Raw genomic sequence first — 21,772 nt, 5'->3', positions numbered from 1 at the left:
TTGCCCTTCAGGAGAAGCCGATCAGCGACGACGGCGCAGCGCCCCTGCCAGACCCAGACCGGAGATCAGCAGCAGACCGCCTGCCGGCAAGGGAACGTTCGGCGTGTTCGCATCAGTATTGGTGAAGCTGAACACCAGGTCATTGTAATCCAGATCCCCGCCGCCATAAATGTCTTCGAAACCGACCTGGGTGTAGGTATCGTAAGCCTCGACGGCGGCATGCGCGATCCCATCGGGGTTACCCGTGGCGGGCCCGCTCACAAAGTTGTATTGGGTGTTGACAACATGGAGCGTGAAGGTCAGGATATCCCCGGCCGCGAACGAGCCGAGCACAAACGTATCTCCCGCCACCGAGCTTGCGGTGTCGAACAGCAGAGTATTGCCGAAATAGAGTTGGCTTTGATAGCCGGCAGAGCTGCCGACATAGGACGCGGTGACCGTTCCGCCCGTCGCCACAATGTCCGCACCGACCGTTGCAGCAGAAACCGGCGCCGACACAAGCCCCAACGCAAGGGCCATTCCAAGAAGTGCCTTCATTCATTTTCTCCAATCACATCGAGGCGATTAAAATGCCCCTTATAGATTTAACATTTTATTCACATTTCGACAATGTGATGTAGCCCCCCTGGTTAACGCAACAATCTTTCCACGCCTTGGAAACACGGGCGAGAAAACCCGGCCCGTGTCGTCTTTGCTTCCGCGCTCACCAACCGAAATGCGTCCAATGCGGCATCGGCGGCGACGGCCCGCGCGGCGGCAGGCCGATATCCCGCCGCATGTGGTCATCCATTTCGGCGAAGCGGGCGACAAGCCCCCGGTTGCGGTGATGGCTCAAAAGCGCTGCCAGCGTGCCCAACAGCACCCGACGCGGTCCATGGGCCGCCATCAGCGTTTCGAGGTCGAGTTTGAGCGACAGTTCGAAGTCGTCGGTTCTGGTCATGTCCTTTCCGGTGCACAGGGCAACCGGCCTCTGGGTTGGGATGGAAAAGGACCGGAACAGGCTGGGGCCGTGGCAGGCTTGGGGATGATCCGGTCAGATGTCAGACGTGGTGCAGCGGCACCGGGGCGGATGGCTTACGCGGAAATGCGAGTGCCAAAGACGGCGGCAGCGAAGGCTGCGCCATAAGTGAGCCCACCGGTTCGGAGGTTGGATGCATAAATCGTCATGATCCGCCCTCCCTGTCTGAATTGCCGGATGAGCGCACCATGCCCGCCCCCCCGAGTCGTGCCAAGAAAAACGGCACGCGCTCCGGTATTTGCGCGCAGGCCGTGTCCGCGCCGCCACAGGCCCTTGCCCGCGGGAACGAGGAATGAGACAAGCGCCGCATGACCGAAATCATCGCCGAAAACCCCGTCGAACACACGCTTCTGGATGACGCCCAGGGCCTCGCCTATGGGACAACGATGGCCGCCTTCGGCATCGTGCTGCTGACCCATCTCGGCCTTGTCACCGGGCAGACCGCGGGTCTGGCCGTGCTGATCAGCTACGCCACAGGCTGGGGGTTCGGGCCGGTCTTCTTCGCGATCAACATTCCCTTCTACTGGTTCGGCTACAGGCGCATGGGGCTGGCCTTCGTGATCAAGACCTTCCTCTCGGTCGCGGCGCTCTCGGCGCTGGCCGCCTTCCTGCCCGGCTACGTCAGCTTCGCCAATGTCAACCCGCTCGTCGGCGCGGTGATCTTCGGCTTCCTGTCGGGCTCTGCCCTGCTCGCCCTTTTTCGCCACGGGGCCAGCCTTGGCGGCGTCGGCATCATGGCGCTCTATCTGCAAGACAGGACCGGCTTCCGCGCCGGCTGGACCCAGCTCATTTTCGACGCTTGCGTCTTTGGTCTCGCGCTGACTGTTCGTGACTGGAAAACCGTCGCGATCTCGGCCCTTGGCGCGCTGGTGATCAACATCGTCATTGCGATGAACCATCGCCGCGACCGCTATATCGCGACCTGATCCGTTGACAGGACAGCCCTTCTGACGCATATTCAGGTCATGAGCGCTGACCCATACGCCCGCCGCTACACGCTCTTCGAGGACGCCCAGGGGCTTGTCCTTGCTTCGGCGCAGGCAGCGCTTGGTATTCACCTGCTGCGCGCCGCAGGCTTGGTCACCGGCGGCACCGCGGGCACGGCGCTGATCCTGTCCTACGCCACCGGGCTGAATTTCTCGGCGCTGTTCTTCGCCCTCAACATCCCCTTCTATGCGCTGGCCTGGTGGGCACGCGGGCCGATCTTCTGCCTGAAATCGCTCGCCACCGTCACCTTCGTCTCGATCCTGGCCGAGGCGCTGAAACCTTTCGTCGTCCTTGAAACCATCCACCCGGCCGCCGCGGCGCTTCTGTTCGGCGTCTCGGCGGGTGTCGGCCTGCTCGGCCTGTTCCGTCACTCGGGCACGCTCGGCGGCATCTCGATCATCGCGCTGATCGTGCAGGACCGCTTCGGCTGGCGCGCGGGCCACGTGCAGCTGTCGCATGACCTGATCCTGTTCGCCATCGCCGCGCTGATCCTGCCCCTCGACCGGATCGGCTGGTCGCTTCTGGGCGCGCTCGTGCTGAACTTCGTGATTGCCTTCAACCATCGGCGCGACTGGTATATCGTGTCGTGATGAAACCTTATCTCTATCTGCTCATCGCGGTCCTGTTCGAGACCTTCGGCTCCACCTGCCTGCAAGCCTCGAACCAGTTCACCCGACTTTGGCCGACGCTCGGTGTGCTCTTCGGCTTCGGTGTGGCCTTCTGGTTCTTTACCCTCGTGCTGAAATCGCTGCCGCTTGGCATCACCTATGCGCTCTGGTCGGGGATCGGCATCGTGCTGATCACCGCCTCGGGCTGGCTGATCTTTCAGCAAAAACTCGACGGCCCCGCGCTCTTCGGCATCGGCCTGATCATCGCGGGCATCGCCGTCATCAACCTGTTTTCATCGGCAGGGCATCACTGACGCGGTTCTTACTGGCCAAGCGGCCGCTTTTCCCGTATGGGCAGCGGAAATCTCGAACAGGCGGACTTCATGGACATTCGCAATATTGCGATCATCGCACACGTTGACCACGGCAAGACGACCCTCGTCGACAAGCTGCTGGGTCAATCCGGGGCTTTCCGGGAAAATCAGGCCGTCGCGGAACGCGCGATGGACAGCAACGACATCGAACGCGAACGCGGCATCACCATTCTGGCCAAATGCACCTCGGTCGAATGGAAGGGCACGCGGATCAACATCGTCGACACCCCCGGCCACGCCGATTTCGGCGGCGAGGTGGAGCGCATCCTGTCGATGGTCGATGGCGTCTGCCTGCTGGTCGATGCCGCCGAAGGCCCGATGCCGCAAACGAAATTCGTGACCTCGAAGGCGCTGGCGCTTGGCCTGAAGCCGATCGTCGTTCTGAACAAGGTCGACAAACCCGCGGCCGAGCCCGACCGCGCTCTGAACGAGGTCTTCGATCTTTTCGCCAACCTTGGCGCCACCGACGAGCAGCTGGATTTCCCGCATGTCTATGCCTCGGGCATCGGCGGCTGGGCGGATCGCGAGCTGGATGGCCCGCGTCAGGATCTCTCGGCGCTGTTCGATCTGATCCTCGAACACGTCGAACCGCCGAAACAGGAATTCCGCGCCGACGAGCCCTTCCAGATGCTCGCGACGACCCTTTCGGCCGACCCATTCATCGGCCGCATCCTGACCGGCCGCGTCGAGGCCGGGCGCCTCAAGGTCGGCGACACGCTCAAGGCGCTCTCGCGCACCGGCGAGCGGATCGAGCAATTCCGCTGCACCAAGATCCTCGCCTTCCGCGGCCTGACGCAACAGCCGATCGACATCGCGGAAGCGGGTGATATCGTCACCATCGCGGGCATGACCAAGGCGACCGTGGCCGACACCCTTTGCGCGCTCGAAATCGACACCGCGATCCCCTCGCAACCGATTGATCCGCCGACGATCTCGGTCACCTTCGGCATCAACGACAGCCCGCTTGCGGGGCGTGACGGCACCAAGGTGCAATCGCGGGTCATCCGCGAACGCCTGATGAAGGAAGCCGAAACCAACGTCGCGATCCGCGTCGAGGACACGCCCGGCGGCGATGCTTTCGTCGTCTCGGGCCGCGGCGAACTTCAGATGGGCGTGCTGATCGAAAACATGCGCCGCGAAGGCTTCGAACTTTCGATCTCGCGTCCGCGCGTGATCTTCCGCGAAGAAAACGGCGAACGCATGGAGCCGATCGAAGAGGTCATCGTCGATGTCGACGACGACTATTCGGGCGCGGTGATCGAGAAACTGACCGGGCCGCGCAAGGGCGATCTGGTCGAGATGCGCCCCGCCGGTCACGGCAAGACCCGGATCGTCGCCCATGTGCCGTCGCGCGGCCTGATCGGCTATCAGGGCGAGTTCATGACCGACACCCGCGGCAACGGCGTGCTGAACCGCATCTTCCACGGCTGGGCGCCCTACAAGGGCCCGATTCAGGGCCGCCGCCAAGGCGTGCTGATCTCGATGGAGAACGGCGTCTCGGTCGCCTATGCGCTGTGGAACCTCGAAGAACGCGGCAAGCTCTTCATCGGCGCGCAGGAACAGATCTACGAGGGCATGATCATCGGCGAGCATTCGCGCGACAATGACCTCGAAGTGAACCCGCTCAAGGGCAAGAAGCTGACCAACGTCCGCGCCTCGGGCACCGACGAAGCCGTGCGCCTGACGCCGCCGGTGCGGATGAGCCTCGAAGAAGCGATCGCCTATATCGACGACGATGAACTGGTCGAGGTGACGCCGAAGATCGTGCGGCTGCGCAAGCGGCTTCTGGATCCGCATGAGCGCAAACGCGCCTCGCGCTCGGAATAAGACGGGAAAAGGGGGGCTCTGCCCCCCTCTTTCATTCGTGCCGAATGAAATTCACCCCCCGGGATATTTGAAGCAAGATAAAGGGCTTACGAGGCGTATTTATCTTGCTGCAAATATCCCGCAGGGGGTGAATTTGCGAAGCAAAGAGGGGGGCGCGAAGCCCCCCTTTTTCGTCAGCGGAACAGCACCAGCGCGCCCGGCGACCAGGCGACCCGCGTCTGCGTTCCCACATCCAGCACTGGACGACCAAAGACGTTGCGCATCGAAATCCGCACCGGGGTTTCAACGCCATCAAGCTTCACGTCGTAATAGGTCATGTCGCCGTAATAGACGACCTCGTCGATCACGCCGGGGGATTCCCGGTCCTGCGCTTTCTGGCCTTCGTAAAGGATCGTCAGCGTCTCGGGACGGAATCCCACCGCAGGCTCGCCGCCCTGCGGCTTGGCCGAGGCCTGTTCATCCGTCACATCGACCTGACCCAGCCCCGCCACCTCAAGCTGCACATGGCCGTTGCCCTCGCCCAGCACCTTGGCGGGCAGGAAGTTCATCACGCCGATGAAATCCGCCACGCGGCGCGAGGCCGGGCGGCGATAGAGCGTTTCGGGGTCGGCCAGCTGCGCGATCTCGCCCTCGAACATCACGGCGATGCGGTCCGACATCACCAGCGCCTCTTCCTGATCGTGCGTCACCAGAACGAAGGTGATCCCCACCTCGCGTTGCAGCTTGATCAGCTCGATCTGCATCTGCTCGCGGATCTTCTTGTCGAGCGCCGAGAGCGGTTCATCAAGCAAAAGCACCTTCGGCTTCAGGATCAGCGCGCGGGCGAGCGCGACGCGCTGCCGTTGCCCGCCCGAAAGCGCATGGGCGGCCCGGGCGCCGTATCCCTTGAGCCCGACCATCTCCAGCGCCTCTTCCACCGCCTTGGTCTTTTCGGCCTCGGACCGCGGATCGCGACGCAGCCCGAATCCGACGTTCTGTGCCACGGTCAGATGCGGGAAGATCGCATAGCTTTGAAACACCATGTTCGTCGGGCGCTTGTTCGGCGGCACGTCTTCCATGTGCTTGCCGTCGATCAGCACGGCGCCCGAGGAAATATCCTCGAACCCGGCGATGGTGCGCAGCAAAGTGGTCTTGCCACAGCCCGAGGGGCCGAGGAGCGAGAAGAACTCGCCCTCGCGGATCGTTGCGGTGATGCCGCGCAGCGCGTGGTAATCGCCGTAATATTTGTGCACGCGATCGAACTCGATCATCTTGCGGCGTTGCTCCAGCGGCACTTTCGCGGTGATGACGTTTTGGGTCACAGGAAGCCTCCAGTGTCTTTGGCGCCGGTCTTCGCGATGCCGCGGCGGCGGAAATATTCGGCAGTGGTGAGCAGCAGCACCGAGCAGACGACCAGCACGGTACCAAGCGCCATGATCATCGGGATCTGTTTCGGGAAGCGCAGCTGCGAATAGATGTAGGTGGGCAGCGTCGTCTGCTCGCCCGCCAGAAAGAAGGCGATGATGAATTCATCAAGCGAGATGGTGAAGGCCATCAGTGCCGCCGAAATGATCCCGGGCGTCACCAGCGGCAGGATGATCAGCCGGAAGGTCGACCATTTCGTTTCGCCAAGGTCATAGGCGGCTTCCTCGAGCGAGCGGTCGAGCGAGGAAAACGCCGCGTTCAGCACCGCAATCGCATAGGGCGTCGCGACCAGAACGTGACCCAGGATCACCGTCAGGATCGACAGCGGTACGCCCGCGGCCAGCAGCACGACCAGAAGCGAGACCGCCACGATGATCTCGGGCAGCACCAAGGGCAGCATGATCAGCCCCATCGCCCCCGCCTTGCCGCGGTAATTGTAACGCGTGGCCGAGCGCGCGGCAAAAATGCCGAGCGCCGTGGCGAGGATCGACGTCGACACCGCCACGATCAGCGAATTCGTCAGCGCCCCTGCGAGCGTCTCGTTCTCGAAAAGCTGCGCGAACCACTTCAGCGTGAAGCCTTTCAGCGGAAAGGCAATCACCGTGCCGTCGTTGAAGGCAAAGACCGGAAGCAGCGCAATCGGCGCGTAAAGGAAGATAAGGTAGAGAAAGGCATAGGCCCGCAGACCGGAAAACTTCATTTGCCCACCTTCAGGAAGCGCCGGTTCAGGAAGAGGAAGATCAGCGACACAGCCGCGACGACGAACATCGCAGAGACCGCCACCGCCGCGCCAAGGGGCTTGTTGTCGATCTTCAGCATGTCCTTCTGGATCATGTTCGCCACCATCGGGAGCTTGCCGCCGCCGATCAGTTCCGGCGTCACATAGTCGCCGATCGTCGGGATGAAGACGATCATCACCGCCCCGATCACCCCCGGCATCGCCAAGGGCAGCGTCACCCGCCAGAAGGTCATCAGCTTGCTTTCGCCCAGATCCTGCCCGGCTTCGAGCAACGAGCGGTCGATCTTCTCAAGGCTGACGAAGATCGGCAGGATCGCAAAGGGCGCATAGGCATGAGCGAGCGTGATCGCGATGGCGCCGATCGAGTTCAGCATCTGCAGCGGTGTGTCGATGATGCCGAGCCCCATCAGGGTCGAGTTCACGACGCCGTTGAAGTTCAGGATCACCTTCCATTGAAACACCCGGATCAGATACGAGGTCCAGAACGGAATGGTGATCAGAAAGAGCCAGCGCGACTTGTTCGAAGCCGGCACCACGAAAGAAATGAAATAAGCGATCGGAAAGGCCAGAAGCACCGTCACCAGCGTCACCAGCGCCGAAACCAGCACCGAGCGGAACAGGATGGTGCGAAAGATCGGGTCCGACCAGGCGTCGATATAGTTTTGTGTGGTGAATTCGTGGATCACCACCAGATAGCCATCCTTGAAGAAGGAATAGGCAAAGATGGTCACCAAAGGCGCTGCCAGCAGAAGCATGGCATAAATCAGCGTGGGGCTGACCATGAACCAGCCGCTGGCCGCCTCTGATCGCGCCCATCGCCGTATTGGAGATGCCGACATACTCTTAATTCTCCCTCAGCGCGTCTCAAGCGCGTTTGGGACAAATTTGCACAAGGTTTCGGCAGAGGAAAGGGGGACGATGCACCGCCCCAAGACGCCGTCAGGGAAATTTTCCGCGACTGCCCAGCAAAGCGGCAGCATCGCTGCCACTGTGCAACTCTGACGGGCAGTGTCAGACGGGCAAATCGCGGGGTGGATTCTCGAGCAGCGCCCGCAGTTTCGCAATCGCGCGCATCAGACGATCCTCGGGCACGCCGCCCGCCAGCGCGAAGCGCACCGCATTCGGCGCATGGCCATCGGCGAGCACATATTCGTCGGCCGAGCGCACCAGCACCCCCTCGGCCTCGGCCACGCGCGCGAAGGTCGAGGCCCGCCAGCCCGTCGGCAGCCGCAGCCAGATGAAGCTCAGCCCCGGTTGCCAGGCGATGTCGTGATCGGCCATCGCCTGCACCACCATCTGCAGACGGCGGCTCATCACCTCTTGCGCGGCATGGCGCAGACGCATCGCCTCGCCCGAGGTGAAAAGCCGGGTGATGATGTCGGTCACCGGCCGCGGCAGGCCGAAGAAGCTGTGCTGCGCGGTCAGTCGCCCCGCCTCGCCCATGCCTTCGGGGGCGATGACGATGCCAAAGCGCATCCCCGCCGAAATCGTCTTCGAAAGCGAGGTCACATGCCAGGTCCGTTCCGGCGCGATCACCCGGATCGCCTCCAGCCCCGACACCGGCGCGGTGTAGCAATCGTCCTCGATGATCTGCAGATCATGCTTGCGCGCGACGTCAGCGATCGCCTGACGGCGCTTGTTCGACATCCGCGCCGTGGTCGGGTTCTGCGCATCGGGTGTCACGCAGACCACCTGCCCGCCGTAGCGGCGACAGGCGGCGTCAAGCGCCTCGGGGATCATGCCCTCGTCGTCCAGCTTCACCGGCACCACCTCGGCCCGGCTCAGCCGCGCGGCATGCCGGAAACCCGGATAGGCGAGTTCCTCGCACAACACCACCGGACGTTCGCCACGCAGGCAGCATTGCAGCACGATCGAGATACCGTTCTGCCCGCCATGCGTCAGCACCAGATCATCGGCACCGATCTGACCATGCAGCGAACAATGCGAAAACCACTCCAGCGCCGCCTCGCGGCAATAGCGGTCGCGGCGCAGGCCCGGATATTCCAGATAATGCTCGCCAAGCGCCGTCGCCGCATCGGCCATCGCCTGAGCCAGCGCCACGGATTGTCCGACATCGGGCAATTGTGGCGATCGCAGATCAATCACCCCATCCGCCGCAGGATCAGACAGCGGCTGCTGATAGAGCGACTCCGTCGGACCCAGACGACGCGATTGTGTTGATACAAATGTTCCGCGTCCGACCGCGGCCTCCAGAAGCCCCTCTTGCGTGGCAATCTGGTAAGCGCGCGCCACCGTTCCGGGCGTAACCCCCAGTTTCCACGCCAGATCGCGCACGGTGGGCAGCCGAGATCCGGGGGCAAGATCGCCCCGGCGCACGCCTTCGCGCAGCGCCCGGACCAGCGCCAGATATTTCGGGCCGGATTGTACCGGCAGGTCTGGCTTCCAACTTGTATCAGTCACAATGTTTCCCTCGCGCTGTTTGTGCGGGAATTGTAATGTCCTCATACCAGAAAACGCTCAATTGTATCAATACAGAAAAGGTGCATCATGACCAGCCTGTCCCACTCCGTTTCGTCGCTGTCGCGTCGTGGCGCGCAGACGCCGCTTGCGGTCGTGCTGGGCGCGGTCGCCCGTTGGCGCGATGACCGCCGCGCCCGACTGGCGCTGGCCCGCCTCGACGATCATCTTCTGCGTGACATCGGCCTTGCGCCCATCGGCACGGCGAAACCGCTGCCGTCGCAATATTCGGCCTTCTGAATCCCGAGCGCCGCAGTCCCCTGTCGGCCTCTTCCTGTGGCCGGGTGCATCGCATCCGGCCTTTTTTCGTTGCGGATCGGCGATTGACCTGGGCTCAAGCCGCCAGCGACAGCAGCACCCGGACCTCATGCGCCTTCAGCGACCGGCGCGCCGAGGTCCAGCGCCCCTGCCGCGCAATCTTTCCAAGATCCGGAAAAATCTGGAACAATTCCTCGCGTTGTGGGGCATCAAGGCCCGACAGCGTGTGATCGCCGGGCTGGAAGCTTTCGGTCCAGGCGCCTTCGGCGCGGATGATTTCATGCGCGTCGAACATCAGATGCAGATAAGTGATCTCGTCGCGCTGCACCCGGGTGATGCCGGGCAGGCCGACCATATGCGCCGCCGCGGCCAGAACCTCGGCCTCGCCAAACAACAACTCCGCCCGCGCGCCCGAGATCAACATCCGGTGTTGCGGGCTCACCAGCATGTCGGTTTCGGGTAGCCCTTCGCCCAATGACCCCGCTGCGATCCGCACCGGCTGCAGCTGTGGCGCCGCCGCCAGATCCGCGGTTTTCAGGCCGCGCCGCCCGATCCAGCGAATCGCCTGATAGCCATTGTCGCGCGTCAGAACCCGGTCGCCGAGCCGCAACCTCTCCACCGGCACCCGGCCGCGCTTGGTCTCGATCAGTGTGCCGGGGGTAAAACAAGGTACATTTCGAACAAATTCGATATTTTCGATATTCGTGAACGTCGTCGTCGCCCCGTTGAGCCAGACGATGGTGCCTGACTCGCCGGTGATGACGGTCTTTGACCAGTCGATGTTGTGGCGAAAGACATAAAGCGTATCGATGTCGCTGTTGTCCGCGTCCTCCGAGCCGATGATCACCGTCGTACCGCCCGAAACGACCGAGATCGTGTCGGACCCGGCGCCGCCATTGACCGTGTCGTTGCCCGCGCCGGTGTTGATCGAATCAGCCCCGTCACCGCCAAGGATCACGTCATCGCCGGTCCCGCCAGTCAGCGTGTCGTTTCCCGCCCCGCCATCAAGGCTGTCATTGCCCGCGTCGCCCGAAACGACGTCATTACCCGCGCCACCCAGAACGGTATCGGCGTCGTCGCCACCATAAAGGCTGTCGTCGCCCCCGGCTCCATCCAGCGAATCCGCGCCGCCATAGCCGTAAAAGACGTTGGTATAGGCATCCGTTCCGCTGCTGCTCTCGCCGTCGAAGCCGATCAGCGTGTCGGCATAGGCCGAGCCATAGATCCCGTCCACACCGCTGAGCGCATCGGTGCCCGCGCCTCCGCTTGCCGTGCCCGAAGCGAGATTGACCAGAACGGCCGCCGTCGCATCGGTGTAATCGGCATAATCCATGCCGGTGCCGCCGTTCAGCGTGTCGTTGCCAGTGCCCCCCCGCAGGGTATCGTTGCCCGCATCCCCCGAAATCAGATCGTTGCCAGCCCCGCCGGACAGGGAATCGTTGCCATTGCCGCCGTAAAGACGGTCCGCTCCATTGGCGCCGAATATGGTGTCATTGCCGTCCCCGCCCTGAACGGAATCGCCACCGTCCCCGGCATTCACCAGATCATCGCCCGCCCCGGCGCTGATCGTATCCGCATTGGCGGTGCCGTTCAGCGTGTCGTTCTGGTCGGAGCCCGTGATGATCATTGTCGTTCCTGCATTTTCTCGTGACCGAGACTTTGCTGTGACAATGGTTAATCAGCGTGGCGGATTGGGGCCGAAACAAGGGCAGAAGCCGTGCGCTCTCATGGCACGATCAAGGCGGCGGACTTGAGGAAAGGCCGCGCCGCGTTCAGGCCGCGGAGCCGATTTCGGCAAAGGGGCGCACCGCATGAAAGCCGGTGGTCACCTCGGCCTCGATCCCCGGCAGCGCCAGCGACAGGGCGGCGCGGCCGTCGCGGTCAAGCGCCTCGAGGCTTGCTTGCGTCGGCAGGAAGCTTTCCGACCAGCTGCCATCCGCCAGCACGAGTTCGTGGCGCGCAAAGAGCAGCTGCCAGTATTCCACCTCGACCACCGGAGCAAGCGCGATCCCGTCAAGCCCAACCAGATCGCGCGCCATCGTCAGCCGCTCGCCGGTTTCGCCTTCGCCCGGCATCCGTGTCAGGAAGCGGTGGTTGGGCGACACGATCATGTCGCGCTCGGGCAGCCCCTGCCCCAGCGCTCCCGCGGCGATCCGCACCGGGCACAGCAGCGGATTGAGACCAAGCGCCTGCCAGCCGAACCGCCGACGCCCGACCCAGAGCAATTCCTGCATGCCGTTGTCACGCGTGATCACCCGGGTTCCGGGGACGAGCGCAGACACCGGCATCGGCCCCTGCCCCGTGGCAATCTGGCTTGTCGCGGTGAAACAGGGCACGGCTCCCAGCACTTGACGGATATCCATCGCAAAAAGCGTGTCACCGGCTTCGCTGCGGCCCTCGATCTGTCCGCCCGACTGGTCATAGCCGTCGAACTGAAGCCGCATCTCGACCAAGGGACTGGACGCGCCGTTCCAATCGGATGCGGCACCGAGAATCGCAGTCCCATCCATGATCTTGCCCGTTGCCGTCATCTCTCACGTCCTGCCCCGGATCCACCGGGGGCCAAAGAGCGTCCCCGGTGCTCAGGATACTGCAGGACCGGGATTGTCAAAAGGCAAATGATCGAAAATTGCCACAATTGGGCGGAACTTTCCGTTTCCTGACACGAAACCAACGCAGTGCGCCGCGATCTGGCCACGATTGCGCGACACCAGCCGAAAACATGTGGGGCGCACGAAGTTTCCCCCGCACGCCCCAGCCCCCACTGACCTTGGTCAGACCGGTCTCAGCGCCACTGCAGCAGCGTCGCCTCGTGTTTCTTCAGGATCTTGCGCGCCGCACCATAGTTTTCGATGCCCTCGCGGCTGCGCAGTTCCGGAAACAGCTCCATGATTTCCGCGCGTTGCGCATTGCCCAAACCGTCAAGCGTCTGATCCCCCGGCTGGAAGCTTTCGGTCCAGGCGCCATTGGCCAGAACCACCTCGTGCCGGTCGAACATGAAGTGGATGTAACTGGTGCCCAGTGTTTCCACCGCTTTCACGCCGCGATTGTCGATCAGGTGCTTGGCCGCCACCAGAACCTCGTGCTCTTCGAAATAGAGCGCCGTTCGTTCGTTCGCGACCAGCATCCGGTGGTTGGGCGAGACCAGCATGTCGCGCTCCGGCAGACCGTTGCCAAGGCTGCCCGCCTTGATCAGCACCGGCTTCAGATGCGGCGCGGCGATCAGTTCCGCCCGGTTCATGTCCCGGCGGCCAATCCAGCGGATTTCCTGAATGCCGTTGTCGCGGGTCAGGATGCGGTCGCCTTCGCGCAGCTCTTCGACCAGCCGTTCGCCCTTCGGCGTTGCGATCAGCGTGCCGGGGGTGAAGCAGGGCACCACCTTCTCGATGTTCTTGAAGCTGAGCGAGCCCGTGACATTGCCATGCTCGTCAAGGAAGTTGACGATCCCGCTTTCGCCCACACCCGTCGCCGGATCATAGGTCGGATCGGTCGGATCGTAGATGATCTTGACCGGCCCGGCCCCGGTGAGGTTGAGCGTATCCCAGTCGTCGCCGCCCTCGTTGCCGTCGATGACGTCATGATTGCCCGCGTCGCGGCTGGTCACCAGGAACTCGTCGCGGTCATCGCCGCCCGAGAGCGTGTCAACGCCATCGCCACCCTGCAGCGTATCGTTGCCCGCCCCGCCCTCAAGCAGATCCTGCCCCTGACCGCCAGACAGGCTGTCGTTGCCTGCGTCGCCATAAAGCCGGTCGTCGCCATCGTCGCCCGAGATCGTGTCGTCGCCCGCACCGCCGCGGATCGTGTCCTGACCGGTGCCGCCGGTGGCCAGATCGTTGCCGTCGCCGCCAAGGATCGAGTCATCACCCTCGCCGCCGGTCAGCGTGTCATTGCCCGTGCCGCCATCCAGCGTATCCGAGGCCGAGCCACCATCCAGACTGTCATTGCCCGCCCCGCCAATCAGCGTGTCGTTGCCTTCGCCGCCAATCAGCGTGTCGTTGCCGGTGCCCCCATCCAGACTGTCGGAAGAGTTGCCGCCATCCAGACTGTCGTCGCCCGCGCCGCCCAAAAGCGTGTCGTTGCCTTCGCCGCCGGTGATCGTGTCCTCGTCAATGCCGCCGTCGATCCAGTCGTTGCCGTTGTCGCCGCTGAGCTGGTCATCGTCGTCACCGCCATAAATGACGTCGTTGCCTTCGCCGCCATGCACCGTGTCCCGACCGTTTTGCGGCACCGGATCGGTATCATCGGTGACTTCGGTCGCGCTCGTCGTGCCCGGGCCGTTGTCGGCATAGATCGTGTCATTGCCATCGCCGCCGGAAAGATTGTCCGAGCCCTCGCCGCCGATCACAAGATCGTCGCCGATCCCGGCCTGCACGGTGTCGGCATCGTCGCCCGCGTCGATCACGTCATTGCCCTGCCCCGCATCGATGCTGTCGGCATCGTCTCCGGTGCGGATCGTGTCGTTGCCGGTCCCGGCAATGACCGTATCGCGGTCATTCATCGGATCGCTGTCGGCGCCATAAAGGCCCGGATAGGCGATATCGGGGCTGCCGGTGCCCGAAGTGTCGATCAGATCATTGCCGTCGCCGCCATCAACCAGATCGCGACCATCGCCGCCGGTCAGCGTATCATCGCCGAGCTCGCCGTAAAGCGTGTCATTGCCGGTGCCGCCGGTGACGCTGTCATTGCCGTCGCCGCCGTCGATGCTGTCGTTGCCCGCACCGCCGTCGATCGTGTCGAGGCCGCTGCGACCATCGAGCGTGTCATTGCCCTCGCCGCCGCGGATGCTGTCGTCATCAAGGCCGCCGACGACGCTGTCATCGCCTGCGCCGCCATCGAGCGTGTCATCGCCCGACTCGCCAAGGATGGTGTCGTTGCCCTCGCCGCCCGAGACCGAGTCATCGCCCGACCCGGCCTGCACCGAGTCATTGCCCGAACCCGCATCGACCGTGTCATCGCCCAGACCGGACAGGATCGTGTCATTGCCCGCCCCGGCCACGACGCGGTCATCCTGCGGGCCATCGCCCGGGATCAGCGCGTCATTGTGGTCGATCATGTCGCCTTCGGGATCGCCCGTATAGTTGTAGTCGATCAGGTCGGCGCCATCGGTGCCGGTCACGATGCCGTCGCGATCGACGATGATGTTCTCGATATTGCTGAACGTCAGCGTGCCGACCACATTGCCGTCATCATCGAGGAACTCGACCGTGCCGTTTTCGGCATTGTGCGGATCGTAGATGATGTTGGTGCGGCCCGCGCCGGTCAGATCGAGCGTGTCGTAGTCGTCGCCGCCCTCGTTGCCGTCGATCACGTCGCCCGAGCCCGCCGCCGCGGTCGCGACGCGGAAGGTATCCCGGTCGTCGCCGCCCGCCATCGAGTCGGCACCCTGACCGCCAATGATGCTGTCATTGCCGGTGCCACCAAGGATCGTGTCCTCGTCGATGCCGCCATCGAGCGTGTCATTGCCCGCATCGCCGTAAAGCTGGTCGTCGTCATCCTCGCCATAAATGACGTCGTTGCCGTCGCCGCCATGGATCGTGTCCATGCCGTTGTTGGGAACGAGGTCGGTCGCGTCGGGCACGTTGATGATATCGGGCACGGTCGGACCAAGGCCGCCGTAGATCGTGTCATTGCCCGCACCGCCATCGACCACATCCGAACCGCAGCCCGAGGTGATGCTGTCGTCACCGTCGCCACCCAGCACGGTGTCGGCATCGACGCCGCTGTCGATCACGTCATTGCCGCTGCCGCCCTCGACGCTGTCGGCATCGTCGCCGGTCAGGATCGTGTCATTGCCCGCCCCGCCCAGCACGGTGTCGCGGTCATCATAGGGATCGGTATCGGCCGGATAGAGACCCGGATAGGCCAGATCGGGCGAGGCTGCATCGTTGCGAGTGTTGATGTAGTCGTTGCCGTCGCCGCCTTCGGCGCGATCCGAGCCGGTGCCCGTGGTGATGCTGTCGTCGCCCGCGCCACCAAGCGCGGTGTCGTTGCCCGCCACGCCCGAGATCGTGTCATTGCCGCCGCCGCCGATCAGCAGATCGTCGCCGGTGCCGCCGACAAGGCTGTCGTTGTCATCGCCGCCGTCGAGGGTGTCGTTGCCGTCGCCGCCACGCAGCGTGTCGGCGCCACCTTCGCCCAGCAGGCTGTCATCACCATCGCCGCCCTCGACCGAGTCATTGCCGGTGCCCGCCCAGACAGTGTCATCCCCGAGCCCCGCCAGCACGGTGTCATTGCCCGCGCCCGCGCGAATGCGGTCGTCGTTCGGCCCGTCGCCCGGCAGGATCGCGTCGGAATGATCGACCATGTCGCCTTGCGGATCGCCGGTGTAGCTGGTGTCGATCAGATCGCCCGAAGCCGTGCCATCCACATAGCCATCGCGCGGATCGGCGCCGACTGTGACGGTGACGGTCGCGGTATCGACACCGCCATGGCCGTCCGAGACGGTATAGGAGATCGTTGCATCGCCCGAGAAGCCCGTCGCCGGGGTGAAGGTGATCGTGCCGTTCGCGTTGATCGTCACGGTGCCGTTCGGGCTCGTGGCCGAGGTCACGGTCAGCGTGTCACCGTCGATATCGGTGTCATTGGCCAGAACGGCGACGTTCACCGCGGTCTGGAAATTCGTCGCGGCGGTATCGTTCACCGCATCCGGCGCATCGTTCTCGGGGGTGACGGTGACATTGACCGTCGCGGTGTCGGTCAGACCGCCCGGATCGCGCACGGTATAGGTGATCGTGTCGGTGCCGTTGTAATTCGCATTCGGCGTATAGGTCAGCGTGCCGTTGGCATTGATCGTCACCGTGCCATGCAGCGCGGTGGCGCCGGTCACCGTCAGCGTGTCGCCATCGGGATCGGTGTCATTGCTCAGAACGCTGATCGTGGTCGAATGGTCCTCGACCACCGAGGCGCTGTCGTTCACCGCATCCGGCCGGTGGTTGACGTCATCGCCGGTGATGTTTTCGATCTCGGTGAAGTTGAGCGAGCCGGTGACGTTGCCATCGGCATCAAGGAACTGCACGGTGCCGTTATAGCCGTTGCCGTTGCTGTCGGCCGTCTGGTTGATCACGCGCCAGTCGCCCTGGCCGGTGATGTCGAGCGTATCGTAGTCGTCGCCGCCCGCGCCGCCGTCGATCGTGTCGCCCGCCGCGCCATGGATCACGTCGCGGTCATCGCCCGCCGAGATCCGGTCATTCCCCGCACCGCCGGTGATGGTATCGTTGCCGCCCTGCCCCAGAATGGTGTCGTCGCCGTCACCGCCCGACAGCGTGTCATCGCCCGCTTCGTCCGCCTCCTCGGCTGAGACGGTCGAGCAGGTCAGGTCGGTCACGGTGATCGCCTGATCCGAATTGCCGCCGTTGTTGTAGTCGATCTCGATGCGCGCGACGGTGCCGTCGATATGCACCAGAACCGAGCCTTGCGCCGAGGCAGGCGACAGCGAACCGTTGTCGACGTCATGGCCGGTGACGGTGCCGTTCGAGACGGTCTGCGCGCCTTCGACGGTGTAGGTCACGTTCAGCAGGTTGCCGTTCGCATCATAGGCGCGGACGGTGACGATATCCTGATGGTAGTCGCAGCTGTTGCCGACATCGACATCGTTGATGCGGAAGCTGACATCGGTCACCGCCGAGGCATAGTCGGCATTCGTCGAGGTGAAGCTGAGCGAGGTGGTCGAGGTGTTGCCGGTTCCGCCATTGCCGTAAAGCTGCAGCCCGCCCGAGCCGTTCAGCCCGTCTCCGGCTTCGACATATTGCGTGTCGCTGGTCGAGGTCGCGGTGGCACCACAGGTCTGGTCGGTGAAGCCGAAGGTGACCTTCACGCCGCCCATGTCATAGGAGGAGCCATTGGTGATGGTGCCGCAGCTCTGGCTGAAGCGCTGCCAGTCCATCGTCAGATCGACCGAAGCCGCGCCGCTGTCGAGATCGCCGTCGCCCTCGATATAGTCGTTGCCCGCGCCGCCCTCGATGCTGTCGTTGTCGGCACCGCCGTAAAGGCTGTCATCCGAGCCCTGACCCAAGATCGTGTCGTTGCCGTCCATGCCGTGGAAGACGTTGGTATAGGTGTCCGAGGCGCTGGTGCCCTGATGGTCGAAGCCGACGAGGCTGTCGTTATATTCCGAGCCGATCACGCCATCGACGCCGCCGCCGATCACGTCGCCCGCCGCATCGCCGCCCGAGAGCACGCCGGTGTTCAGGTTGACGTTCACCGCCGCGCCGGAGTTCGAATAGTCGATGACGTCAAGGCCAGTGCCGCCGTTGAACGTGTCATTGCCCGCGCCGCCGACGAAAGTGTCGTCGCCTGCGCCGCCGTAAAGCAGATCATTGTCGGCGCCGCCATTGATCAGGTCGTTGCCGTCTTCGCCGTAAACAGTGTCATTGCCCGCGCCCGACAGGATCGTGTCATTGCCCGCGCCCGCAACGACGCTGTCGGCATTGCCGCCCTGGTAGTCGTTGTGATCGATCATGTCGCCTTCCGGGTCTCCGGTGTAGCTCGTGTCGATCAGATCGGCGCCCGCGGTGCCCTCGACGATGCCGTCAAGGGTCGGATAGGTCGCGAGGCAGGAATAGGGAACCGAGGGACAGTTGTCGGTGCAGGAAACGACCGTATAGGTCACGCCCGCCTTCAGCGCCGAGGTGGAGACGATGCCGACCATGTCGTTGTCGGCCATCTCGAAAGCATAGACGGTGATGTATTGCGAGGGATCGGAGCAACCGGCGGGGGCGACGGTATAGGCATATTCGGGGGTGATGCGACCGGAGGCAGAAGTGTAGCTCGAGCCTTCGAGGGTCTCGCTCGAGTTCAGCGTCTGATCCAGATCGCCGTCGTTGAAATAGCTGTCATTGTCGCGCACGGTGATCTGATTGACCGTCGAGCCCGAAGCGATGGTGAAGGTCGAGCCCGCAGCATTGCTGAGCCCGGTGGCGCTGTCCGCGAAAAGACCGGCTTTCGACGATGTGATGTTCGACAAATCCCACGCGAAAATCGTGTGATCGCTGAAAGTATAGGTCATGGCAGCCTCTCCTTACCCCGACTGGCGAAGCCAAAGCCCCGCACGCACAACAACGGACGGCCCTGCCCCGCGCAGAGCCTTTGAAATCGTCACGCAGGTTGCCCCGCCACCACTGGACGCGCGCTCCAAGGAGCATCGGGACGGAGAGGGTGCACGAAGCAGCCCGCCAAAAATGGCGGTTTTTCAAACAATTGCTTCGGTGTCGTTCTCGGGGTGGCAGATCACCCCGCCCACGGCAGCACCACTTCAACCTTCCCGAGCGATCCGAAGAGTCCGCTCGAAACCGGCCGCCCCCACGGCCAGTGCCCAAAGTCAGGCCTTATCGTGATACCAAGAGCTTGGCCGTCGGGGAACGGAAATTTGCCCAAATCTCGCCCAGATTTTTCCGCGATCTCTCCACGGTTGTCCGATTGCTGCCGCTCTTTCGCGCCAATCACGCCCAGATTGTTTCCGGGGCCATTCCGGGGCCCCAAGAGAATACGGTCGATTTCACTAAAATTTGTCCTGTTTATCGGGAATTAACGATAACCCGTTGGGGGAGGCTGCAACGCGCATGGCAACGCGGCCCGGCGCCGTTTCCGGATGCACAACAATTAGGCGGCGACCTCGTTTCCGGAACGCGATCAATCTAAGCGCCCGGGCGGAACAATTCCGGCGCGGCCATTGTTCCATGATCGCCACCAAAGCGAACGAAACGGCGCGTTTGTTCGCCAAGCCAACAGGCAGAGGACGAATCACGTTTTGTTAACCCCCTGCGTCACAGGGCCGCCGCCCGCGCCATTCCTGCTGCCGCACCGAAGCCGCCTGCCCCTTTGCCTGCCCGACCCGCACCGCTATAGTTAAACCGCTTCACATTGCATGAGGGCTGCATGTCCAAGGAGAAGAAGACCGCCGAAACGGGCAAACCGGATCGGGAGAAGAGGGCCTCTGCCGGGGATCGCCCCGACATCCCCTTCGTCGGTGAAATCACCCGTTTCCTGCACAAGGACGCGCCGGAAGCGCTGCGCAAGGCGATCGAGACGGCGAAGCCCGATGAAATCCTGAGCCCCTCCTTTCCCTATCGTCAGGAGATGTCGAAAAAGGACTATGCGGCGCAGATGCAGGCGCTGCAGGTCGAGCTGGTGAAGATGAGCTGGGGGCTGAAAAAGGCCGGGCGGCGGCTGGTCGTGTTGTTCGAGGGCCGCGATGCCGCGGGCAAGGGCGGCACGATCGAACGGCTGCGCGAGAACCTGAACCCGCGGCAGGCCAATATCGTCGCCCTGCCGACGCCGACCGAACGCGAACAGAGCCAATGGTATTTTCAACGCTATGTCGAGCGCCTGCCCGCCGCCGGGGAAATCGCGCTCTTTGACCGGTCGTGGTACAACCGCGGCGTGGTCGAACATGTCTTCGGTTTCTGCACGCCCGAGCAGCGCACGCATTTCTTTGCCCAGCTGCCCGGCTTCGAGAAAATGATCGTCGACGAGGGCATCGTGCTGGTGAAGCTCTGGCTTTCGGTCGATCGCGCCGAGCAGCTCAAGCGCTTCCTTGATCGCGAGCAGGACCCGCTCAAGCAATGGAAACTGAGCTGGATCGACGTCGAGGGGTTGAAGAAATGGGATGCCTATACGGTTGCCATTGCGGAAACGCTGCGCTGGTCGGACAGCGCCCATGCGCCCTGGACGGTGATCCGCGCCGATGACAAGTCTCGCGCCCGAATCGCTGCGATCCAGACGGTGCTGGGCGCACTCGATTATCCGGGCAAGGACCGCGACGCGATCGGTCAGCCCGATCCGCTGATCTGCGGGGGTATCGATCACATCGATGGCTAAGGCAGGATATCACCACGGAAATCTCCGCCAGGCGCTGGTCGAGGCGGCGCTGTCGCTGATCTCGACCCGGGGGGCGCAGGGCTTCACGCTGTCCGAAGCGGCCAAGGAGGCGGGCGTGACCCCCGCCGCCGTCTATCGCCACTTTGCCGGGCGCGAGGATCTGATCGCCGAATGCGCGCGGCAGGGCTATGCGATCTTCGCCGATCTGATGGAACACGCCTGGAACGGCGGCAAACCCTCGGCGCTCTCGGCCTTCGGCGCGACCGGGCGGGCCTATCTGGCTTTCGCGAAGAAATTCCCCGGCCATTACATGGCGATGTTCGAAAGCGGCCTCAGCCCGAACCGCTCGCCCGAACTCGCCGCGGGCATGGCAAGGGCCGAGGCGGTGGTGCTGAAGGCGACGCAGGCGCTTTCGGCCCATATCCCCGAAGGCCGCCGCCCACCGCCGACGATGGTCGCCGCCCATGTCCGCGCGCTCTCGCATGGCGTGGTCGAACTTTACGCCCGTGCGGCGCCCGGCACGCAATCGCCCTTCTCGCCGGAAGATCTGCTCGAAAGCGGCATCGGCGTCTATCTGCGCGGCCTCGGCCTGATCGCCCCCGACGGTTAAAGGCGCAAAGGTCAAAGGCCCAAAGGTTTGAGGATCGAGGCAAAGGCCCAAAGGCCGAAGCCCGCCATCGTCAGGCTGGAGACACGCGCTGTCCAGAGCGCGAAAGCGGGCGGCAGCCGGTGGTGCAGTGCCGCGACAAGGCCCGACAGGAACGCCCACCAACCGATCGAGCCAAGGAACACCCCCACGACCAGCGCGACGATCGCTAGGCTCGATCCGGTCTGCGCCAGCCCCAGCCCGGCAAAGATCGCGGCAAAGAGCAGGATCGTCGGCGGGTTGGTGATCGTCAGCCCATAGGTGACGATCGTGGTGCGCAACAACCCCCGGGTCTCGGGCGCCCGCGCCGCGGCAGGCTCGGCCCCTGCCCCGCCGCGCGGCCAGCCGCTCCAGGCGAGATACATCAGGAAGGCCCCGCCGATCAGGCCAAGCGGCAGCGCGATGCGCTCGACCAGATCCTTGAAGACGGCAAAGCCGACCGCAGCCCCGGTGGCGAATGTCAGATCGGCCAGCGCCGTGCCCAAACCGCCCGCGACGCCCGCCCAGAACCCGCGCGCCAGCGTGCGCTGGATGCACAAGGCCCCCATCGGCCCGATCGGCGCGGCAATCGCCAGCCCGATGAACAGCCCTTTTCCGAACAGCACCAGCGCGTCCATT

At 63.7% G+C, this 21,772-nt stretch carries 17 protein-coding genes; 7 read left to right on the top strand and 10 right to left on the bottom strand.

What is annotated here, in order from left to right; translation table 11 throughout:
• Positions 1-21 precede the first annotated feature (21 nt).
• Together ACTTAI_RS10800 and ACTTAI_RS10795 are read right to left on the bottom strand one after the other, a co-directional pair.
• Entirely contained in the window at positions 22-537 is a 516-nt protein-coding gene (locus tag ACTTAI_RS10800) for a DUF4114 domain-containing protein (RefSeq protein ID WP_444451489.1), read from the bottom strand.
• A 166-nt stretch (positions 538-703) separates the two neighbouring features.
• A complete protein-coding gene (locus ACTTAI_RS10795; protein WP_444451487.1) occupies positions 704-940 on the bottom strand; it encodes a hypothetical protein in 237 nt (78 codons plus the stop codon).
• Between the two features lie 386 nt (positions 941-1,326).
• Between ACTTAI_RS10795 and ACTTAI_RS10790 the strand changes: the two genes are divergently transcribed.
• The 4 genes from ACTTAI_RS10790 (at position 1,327) to typA (ending at position 4,814) form a co-directional block, all read left to right on the top strand.
• Positions 1,327-1,944 (top strand): YitT family protein, encoded by a 618-nt coding sequence (locus ACTTAI_RS10790; RefSeq protein ID WP_444451485.1) that lies wholly within the window; start codon positions 1,327-1,329, stop codon positions 1,942-1,944.
• A 39-nt stretch (positions 1,945-1,983) separates the two neighbouring features.
• Entirely contained in the window at positions 1,984-2,595 is a 612-nt protein-coding gene (locus ACTTAI_RS10785) for a YitT family protein (RefSeq protein WP_444451483.1), read from the top strand.
• Entirely contained in the window at positions 2,595-2,927 is a 333-nt protein-coding gene (locus ACTTAI_RS10780; protein WP_444451481.1) for a DMT family transporter, read from the top strand. Before ACTTAI_RS10785 ends, ACTTAI_RS10780 begins: the two co-directional genes overlap by 1 nt.
• 69 nt (positions 2,928-2,996) lie before the next feature.
• The gene (typA, locus tag ACTTAI_RS10775; RefSeq protein WP_444451479.1) at positions 2,997-4,814 is read left to right on the top strand and encodes a translational GTPase TypA; all 1,818 of its coding nucleotides are present in this window, start codon (positions 2,997-2,999) and stop codon (positions 4,812-4,814) included.
• 173 nt (positions 4,815-4,987) lie between these two features.
• Here typA and ACTTAI_RS10770 read toward each other — a convergent pair whose 3' ends face one another.
• From ACTTAI_RS10770 to ACTTAI_RS10755, 4 genes are all read right to left on the bottom strand, one after another.
• Entirely contained in the window at positions 4,988-6,064 is a 1,077-nt protein-coding gene (locus tag ACTTAI_RS10770) for an ABC transporter ATP-binding protein (RefSeq protein WP_444455738.1), read from the bottom strand.
• A 47-nt stretch (positions 6,065-6,111) separates the two neighbouring features.
• Positions 6,112-6,918 (bottom strand): ABC transporter permease, encoded by an 807-nt coding sequence (locus tag ACTTAI_RS10765; RefSeq protein ID WP_444451477.1) that lies wholly within the window; start codon positions 6,916-6,918, stop codon positions 6,112-6,114.
• Positions 6,915-7,796, bottom strand: a complete 882-nt coding sequence (locus tag ACTTAI_RS10760; RefSeq protein WP_444451475.1) for an ABC transporter permease — start codon at positions 7,794-7,796, stop codon at positions 6,915-6,917. Before ACTTAI_RS10760 ends, ACTTAI_RS10765 begins: the two co-directional genes overlap by 4 nt.
• A gap of 172 nt (positions 7,797-7,968) precedes the next feature.
• On the bottom strand, positions 7,969-9,378 hold the full coding sequence (locus tag ACTTAI_RS10755) for an aminotransferase-like domain-containing protein (protein ID WP_444451473.1): 1,410 nt from the start codon (positions 9,376-9,378) through the stop codon (positions 7,969-7,971).
• Between the two features lie 87 nt (positions 9,379-9,465).
• Between ACTTAI_RS10755 and ACTTAI_RS10750 the strand changes: the two genes are divergently transcribed.
• Complete coding sequence (locus tag ACTTAI_RS10750; RefSeq protein ID WP_444451471.1) at positions 9,466-9,675, top strand: DUF1127 domain-containing protein; 210 nt, start codon at positions 9,466-9,468, stop codon at positions 9,673-9,675.
• Between the two features lie 94 nt (positions 9,676-9,769).
• Here ACTTAI_RS10750 and ACTTAI_RS10745 read toward each other — a convergent pair whose 3' ends face one another.
• The 3 genes from ACTTAI_RS10745 to ACTTAI_RS10735 all read right to left on the bottom strand — a co-directional run bounded on the left by ACTTAI_RS10745 (position 9,770) and on the right by ACTTAI_RS10735 (position 18,697).
• Complete coding sequence (locus ACTTAI_RS10745) at positions 9,770-11,320, bottom strand: Hint domain-containing protein (RefSeq protein WP_444451469.1); 1,551 nt, start codon at positions 11,318-11,320, stop codon at positions 9,770-9,772.
• Between the two features lie 145 nt (positions 11,321-11,465).
• Entirely contained in the window at positions 11,466-12,224 is a 759-nt protein-coding gene (locus ACTTAI_RS10740) for a Hint domain-containing protein (protein WP_444451468.1), read from the bottom strand.
• Between the two features lie 254 nt (positions 12,225-12,478).
• Entirely contained in the window at positions 12,479-18,697 is a 6,219-nt protein-coding gene (locus tag ACTTAI_RS10735; RefSeq protein ID WP_444451466.1) for a Hint domain-containing protein, read from the bottom strand.
• Positions 18,698-19,566: 869 nt separating this feature from the next.
• On the opposite strand from ACTTAI_RS10735, the gene ppk2 reads away from it, so the two are divergent.
• Together ppk2 and ACTTAI_RS10725 are read left to right on the top strand one after the other, a co-directional pair.
• Positions 19,567-20,508: a polyphosphate kinase 2 gene (gene ppk2 / locus ACTTAI_RS10730; protein ID WP_444451464.1), complete on the top strand. Its 942-nt coding sequence runs from the start codon at positions 19,567-19,569 to the stop codon at positions 20,506-20,508.
• Positions 20,501-21,118 (top strand): TetR/AcrR family transcriptional regulator, encoded by a 618-nt coding sequence (locus tag ACTTAI_RS10725; protein ID WP_444451462.1) that lies wholly within the window; start codon positions 20,501-20,503, stop codon positions 21,116-21,118. Before ppk2 ends, ACTTAI_RS10725 begins: the two co-directional genes overlap by 8 nt.
• 11 nt (positions 21,119-21,129) lie before the next feature.
• Here ACTTAI_RS10725 and ACTTAI_RS10720 read toward each other — a convergent pair whose 3' ends face one another.
• Positions 21,130-21,771, bottom strand: a complete 642-nt coding sequence (locus ACTTAI_RS10720) for a LysE family translocator (RefSeq protein ID WP_444451460.1) — start codon at positions 21,769-21,771, stop codon at positions 21,130-21,132.
• Between the last annotated feature and the right edge of the window lies 1 nt (position 21,772).

The sequence above is a fragment of the Rhodobacter capsulatus genome, assembly GCF_052363175.1.
GTDB lineage: Bacteria > Pseudomonadota > Alphaproteobacteria > Rhodobacterales > Rhodobacteraceae > Rhodobacter > Rhodobacter capsulatus_D.
This window is presented reverse-complemented; position numbering and strand designations above follow the sequence as displayed.

Excerpts from the sequence above, each read along its gene's own strand:
- ACTTAI_RS10800 (WP_444451489.1), bottom strand. The coding sequence starts at position 537 with ATGAAGGCACTTCTTGGAATGGCCCTTGCGTTGGGGCTTGTGTCGGCG.
- ACTTAI_RS10795 (WP_444451487.1), bottom strand. The coding sequence starts at position 940 with ATGACCAGAACCGACGACTTCGAACTGTCGCTCAAACTCGACCTCGAA.
- ACTTAI_RS10790 (WP_444451485.1), top strand. The coding sequence starts at position 1,327 with ATGACCGAAATCATCGCCGAAAACCCCGTCGAACACACGCTTCTGGAT.
- ACTTAI_RS10785 (WP_444451483.1), top strand. The coding sequence starts at position 1,984 with ATGAGCGCTGACCCATACGCCCGCCGCTACACGCTCTTCGAGGACGCC.
- ACTTAI_RS10780 (WP_444451481.1), top strand. The coding sequence starts at position 2,595 with ATGAAACCTTATCTCTATCTGCTCATCGCGGTCCTGTTCGAGACCTTC.
- typA (WP_444451479.1), top strand. The coding sequence starts at position 2,997 with ATGGACATTCGCAATATTGCGATCATCGCACACGTTGACCACGGCAAG.
- ACTTAI_RS10770 (WP_444455738.1), bottom strand. The coding sequence starts at position 6,064 with ATGATCGAGTTCGATCGCGTGCACAAATATTACGGCGATTACCACGCG.
- ACTTAI_RS10765 (WP_444451477.1), bottom strand. The coding sequence starts at position 6,918 with ATGAAGTTTTCCGGTCTGCGGGCCTATGCCTTTCTCTACCTTATCTTC.
- ACTTAI_RS10760 (WP_444451475.1), bottom strand. The coding sequence starts at position 7,796 with ATGTCGGCATCTCCAATACGGCGATGGGCGCGATCAGAGGCGGCCAGC.
- ACTTAI_RS10750 (WP_444451471.1), top strand. The coding sequence starts at position 9,466 with ATGACCAGCCTGTCCCACTCCGTTTCGTCGCTGTCGCGTCGTGGCGCG.
- ACTTAI_RS10745 (WP_444451469.1), bottom strand. The coding sequence starts at position 11,320 with ATGATCATCACGGGCTCCGACCAGAACGACACGCTGAACGGCACCGCC.
- ACTTAI_RS10740 (WP_444451468.1), bottom strand. The coding sequence starts at position 12,224 with ATGACGGCAACGGGCAAGATCATGGATGGGACTGCGATTCTCGGTGCC.
- ACTTAI_RS10735 (WP_444451466.1), bottom strand. The coding sequence starts at position 18,697 with ATGACCTATACTTTCAGCGATCACACGATTTTCGCGTGGGATTTGTCG.
- ppk2 (WP_444451464.1), top strand. The coding sequence starts at position 19,567 with ATGTCCAAGGAGAAGAAGACCGCCGAAACGGGCAAACCGGATCGGGAG.
- ACTTAI_RS10725 (WP_444451462.1), top strand. The coding sequence starts at position 20,501 with ATGGCTAAGGCAGGATATCACCACGGAAATCTCCGCCAGGCGCTGGTC.
- ACTTAI_RS10720 (WP_444451460.1), bottom strand. The coding sequence starts at position 21,771 with ATGGACGCGCTGGTGCTGTTCGGAAAAGGGCTGTTCATCGGGCTGGCG.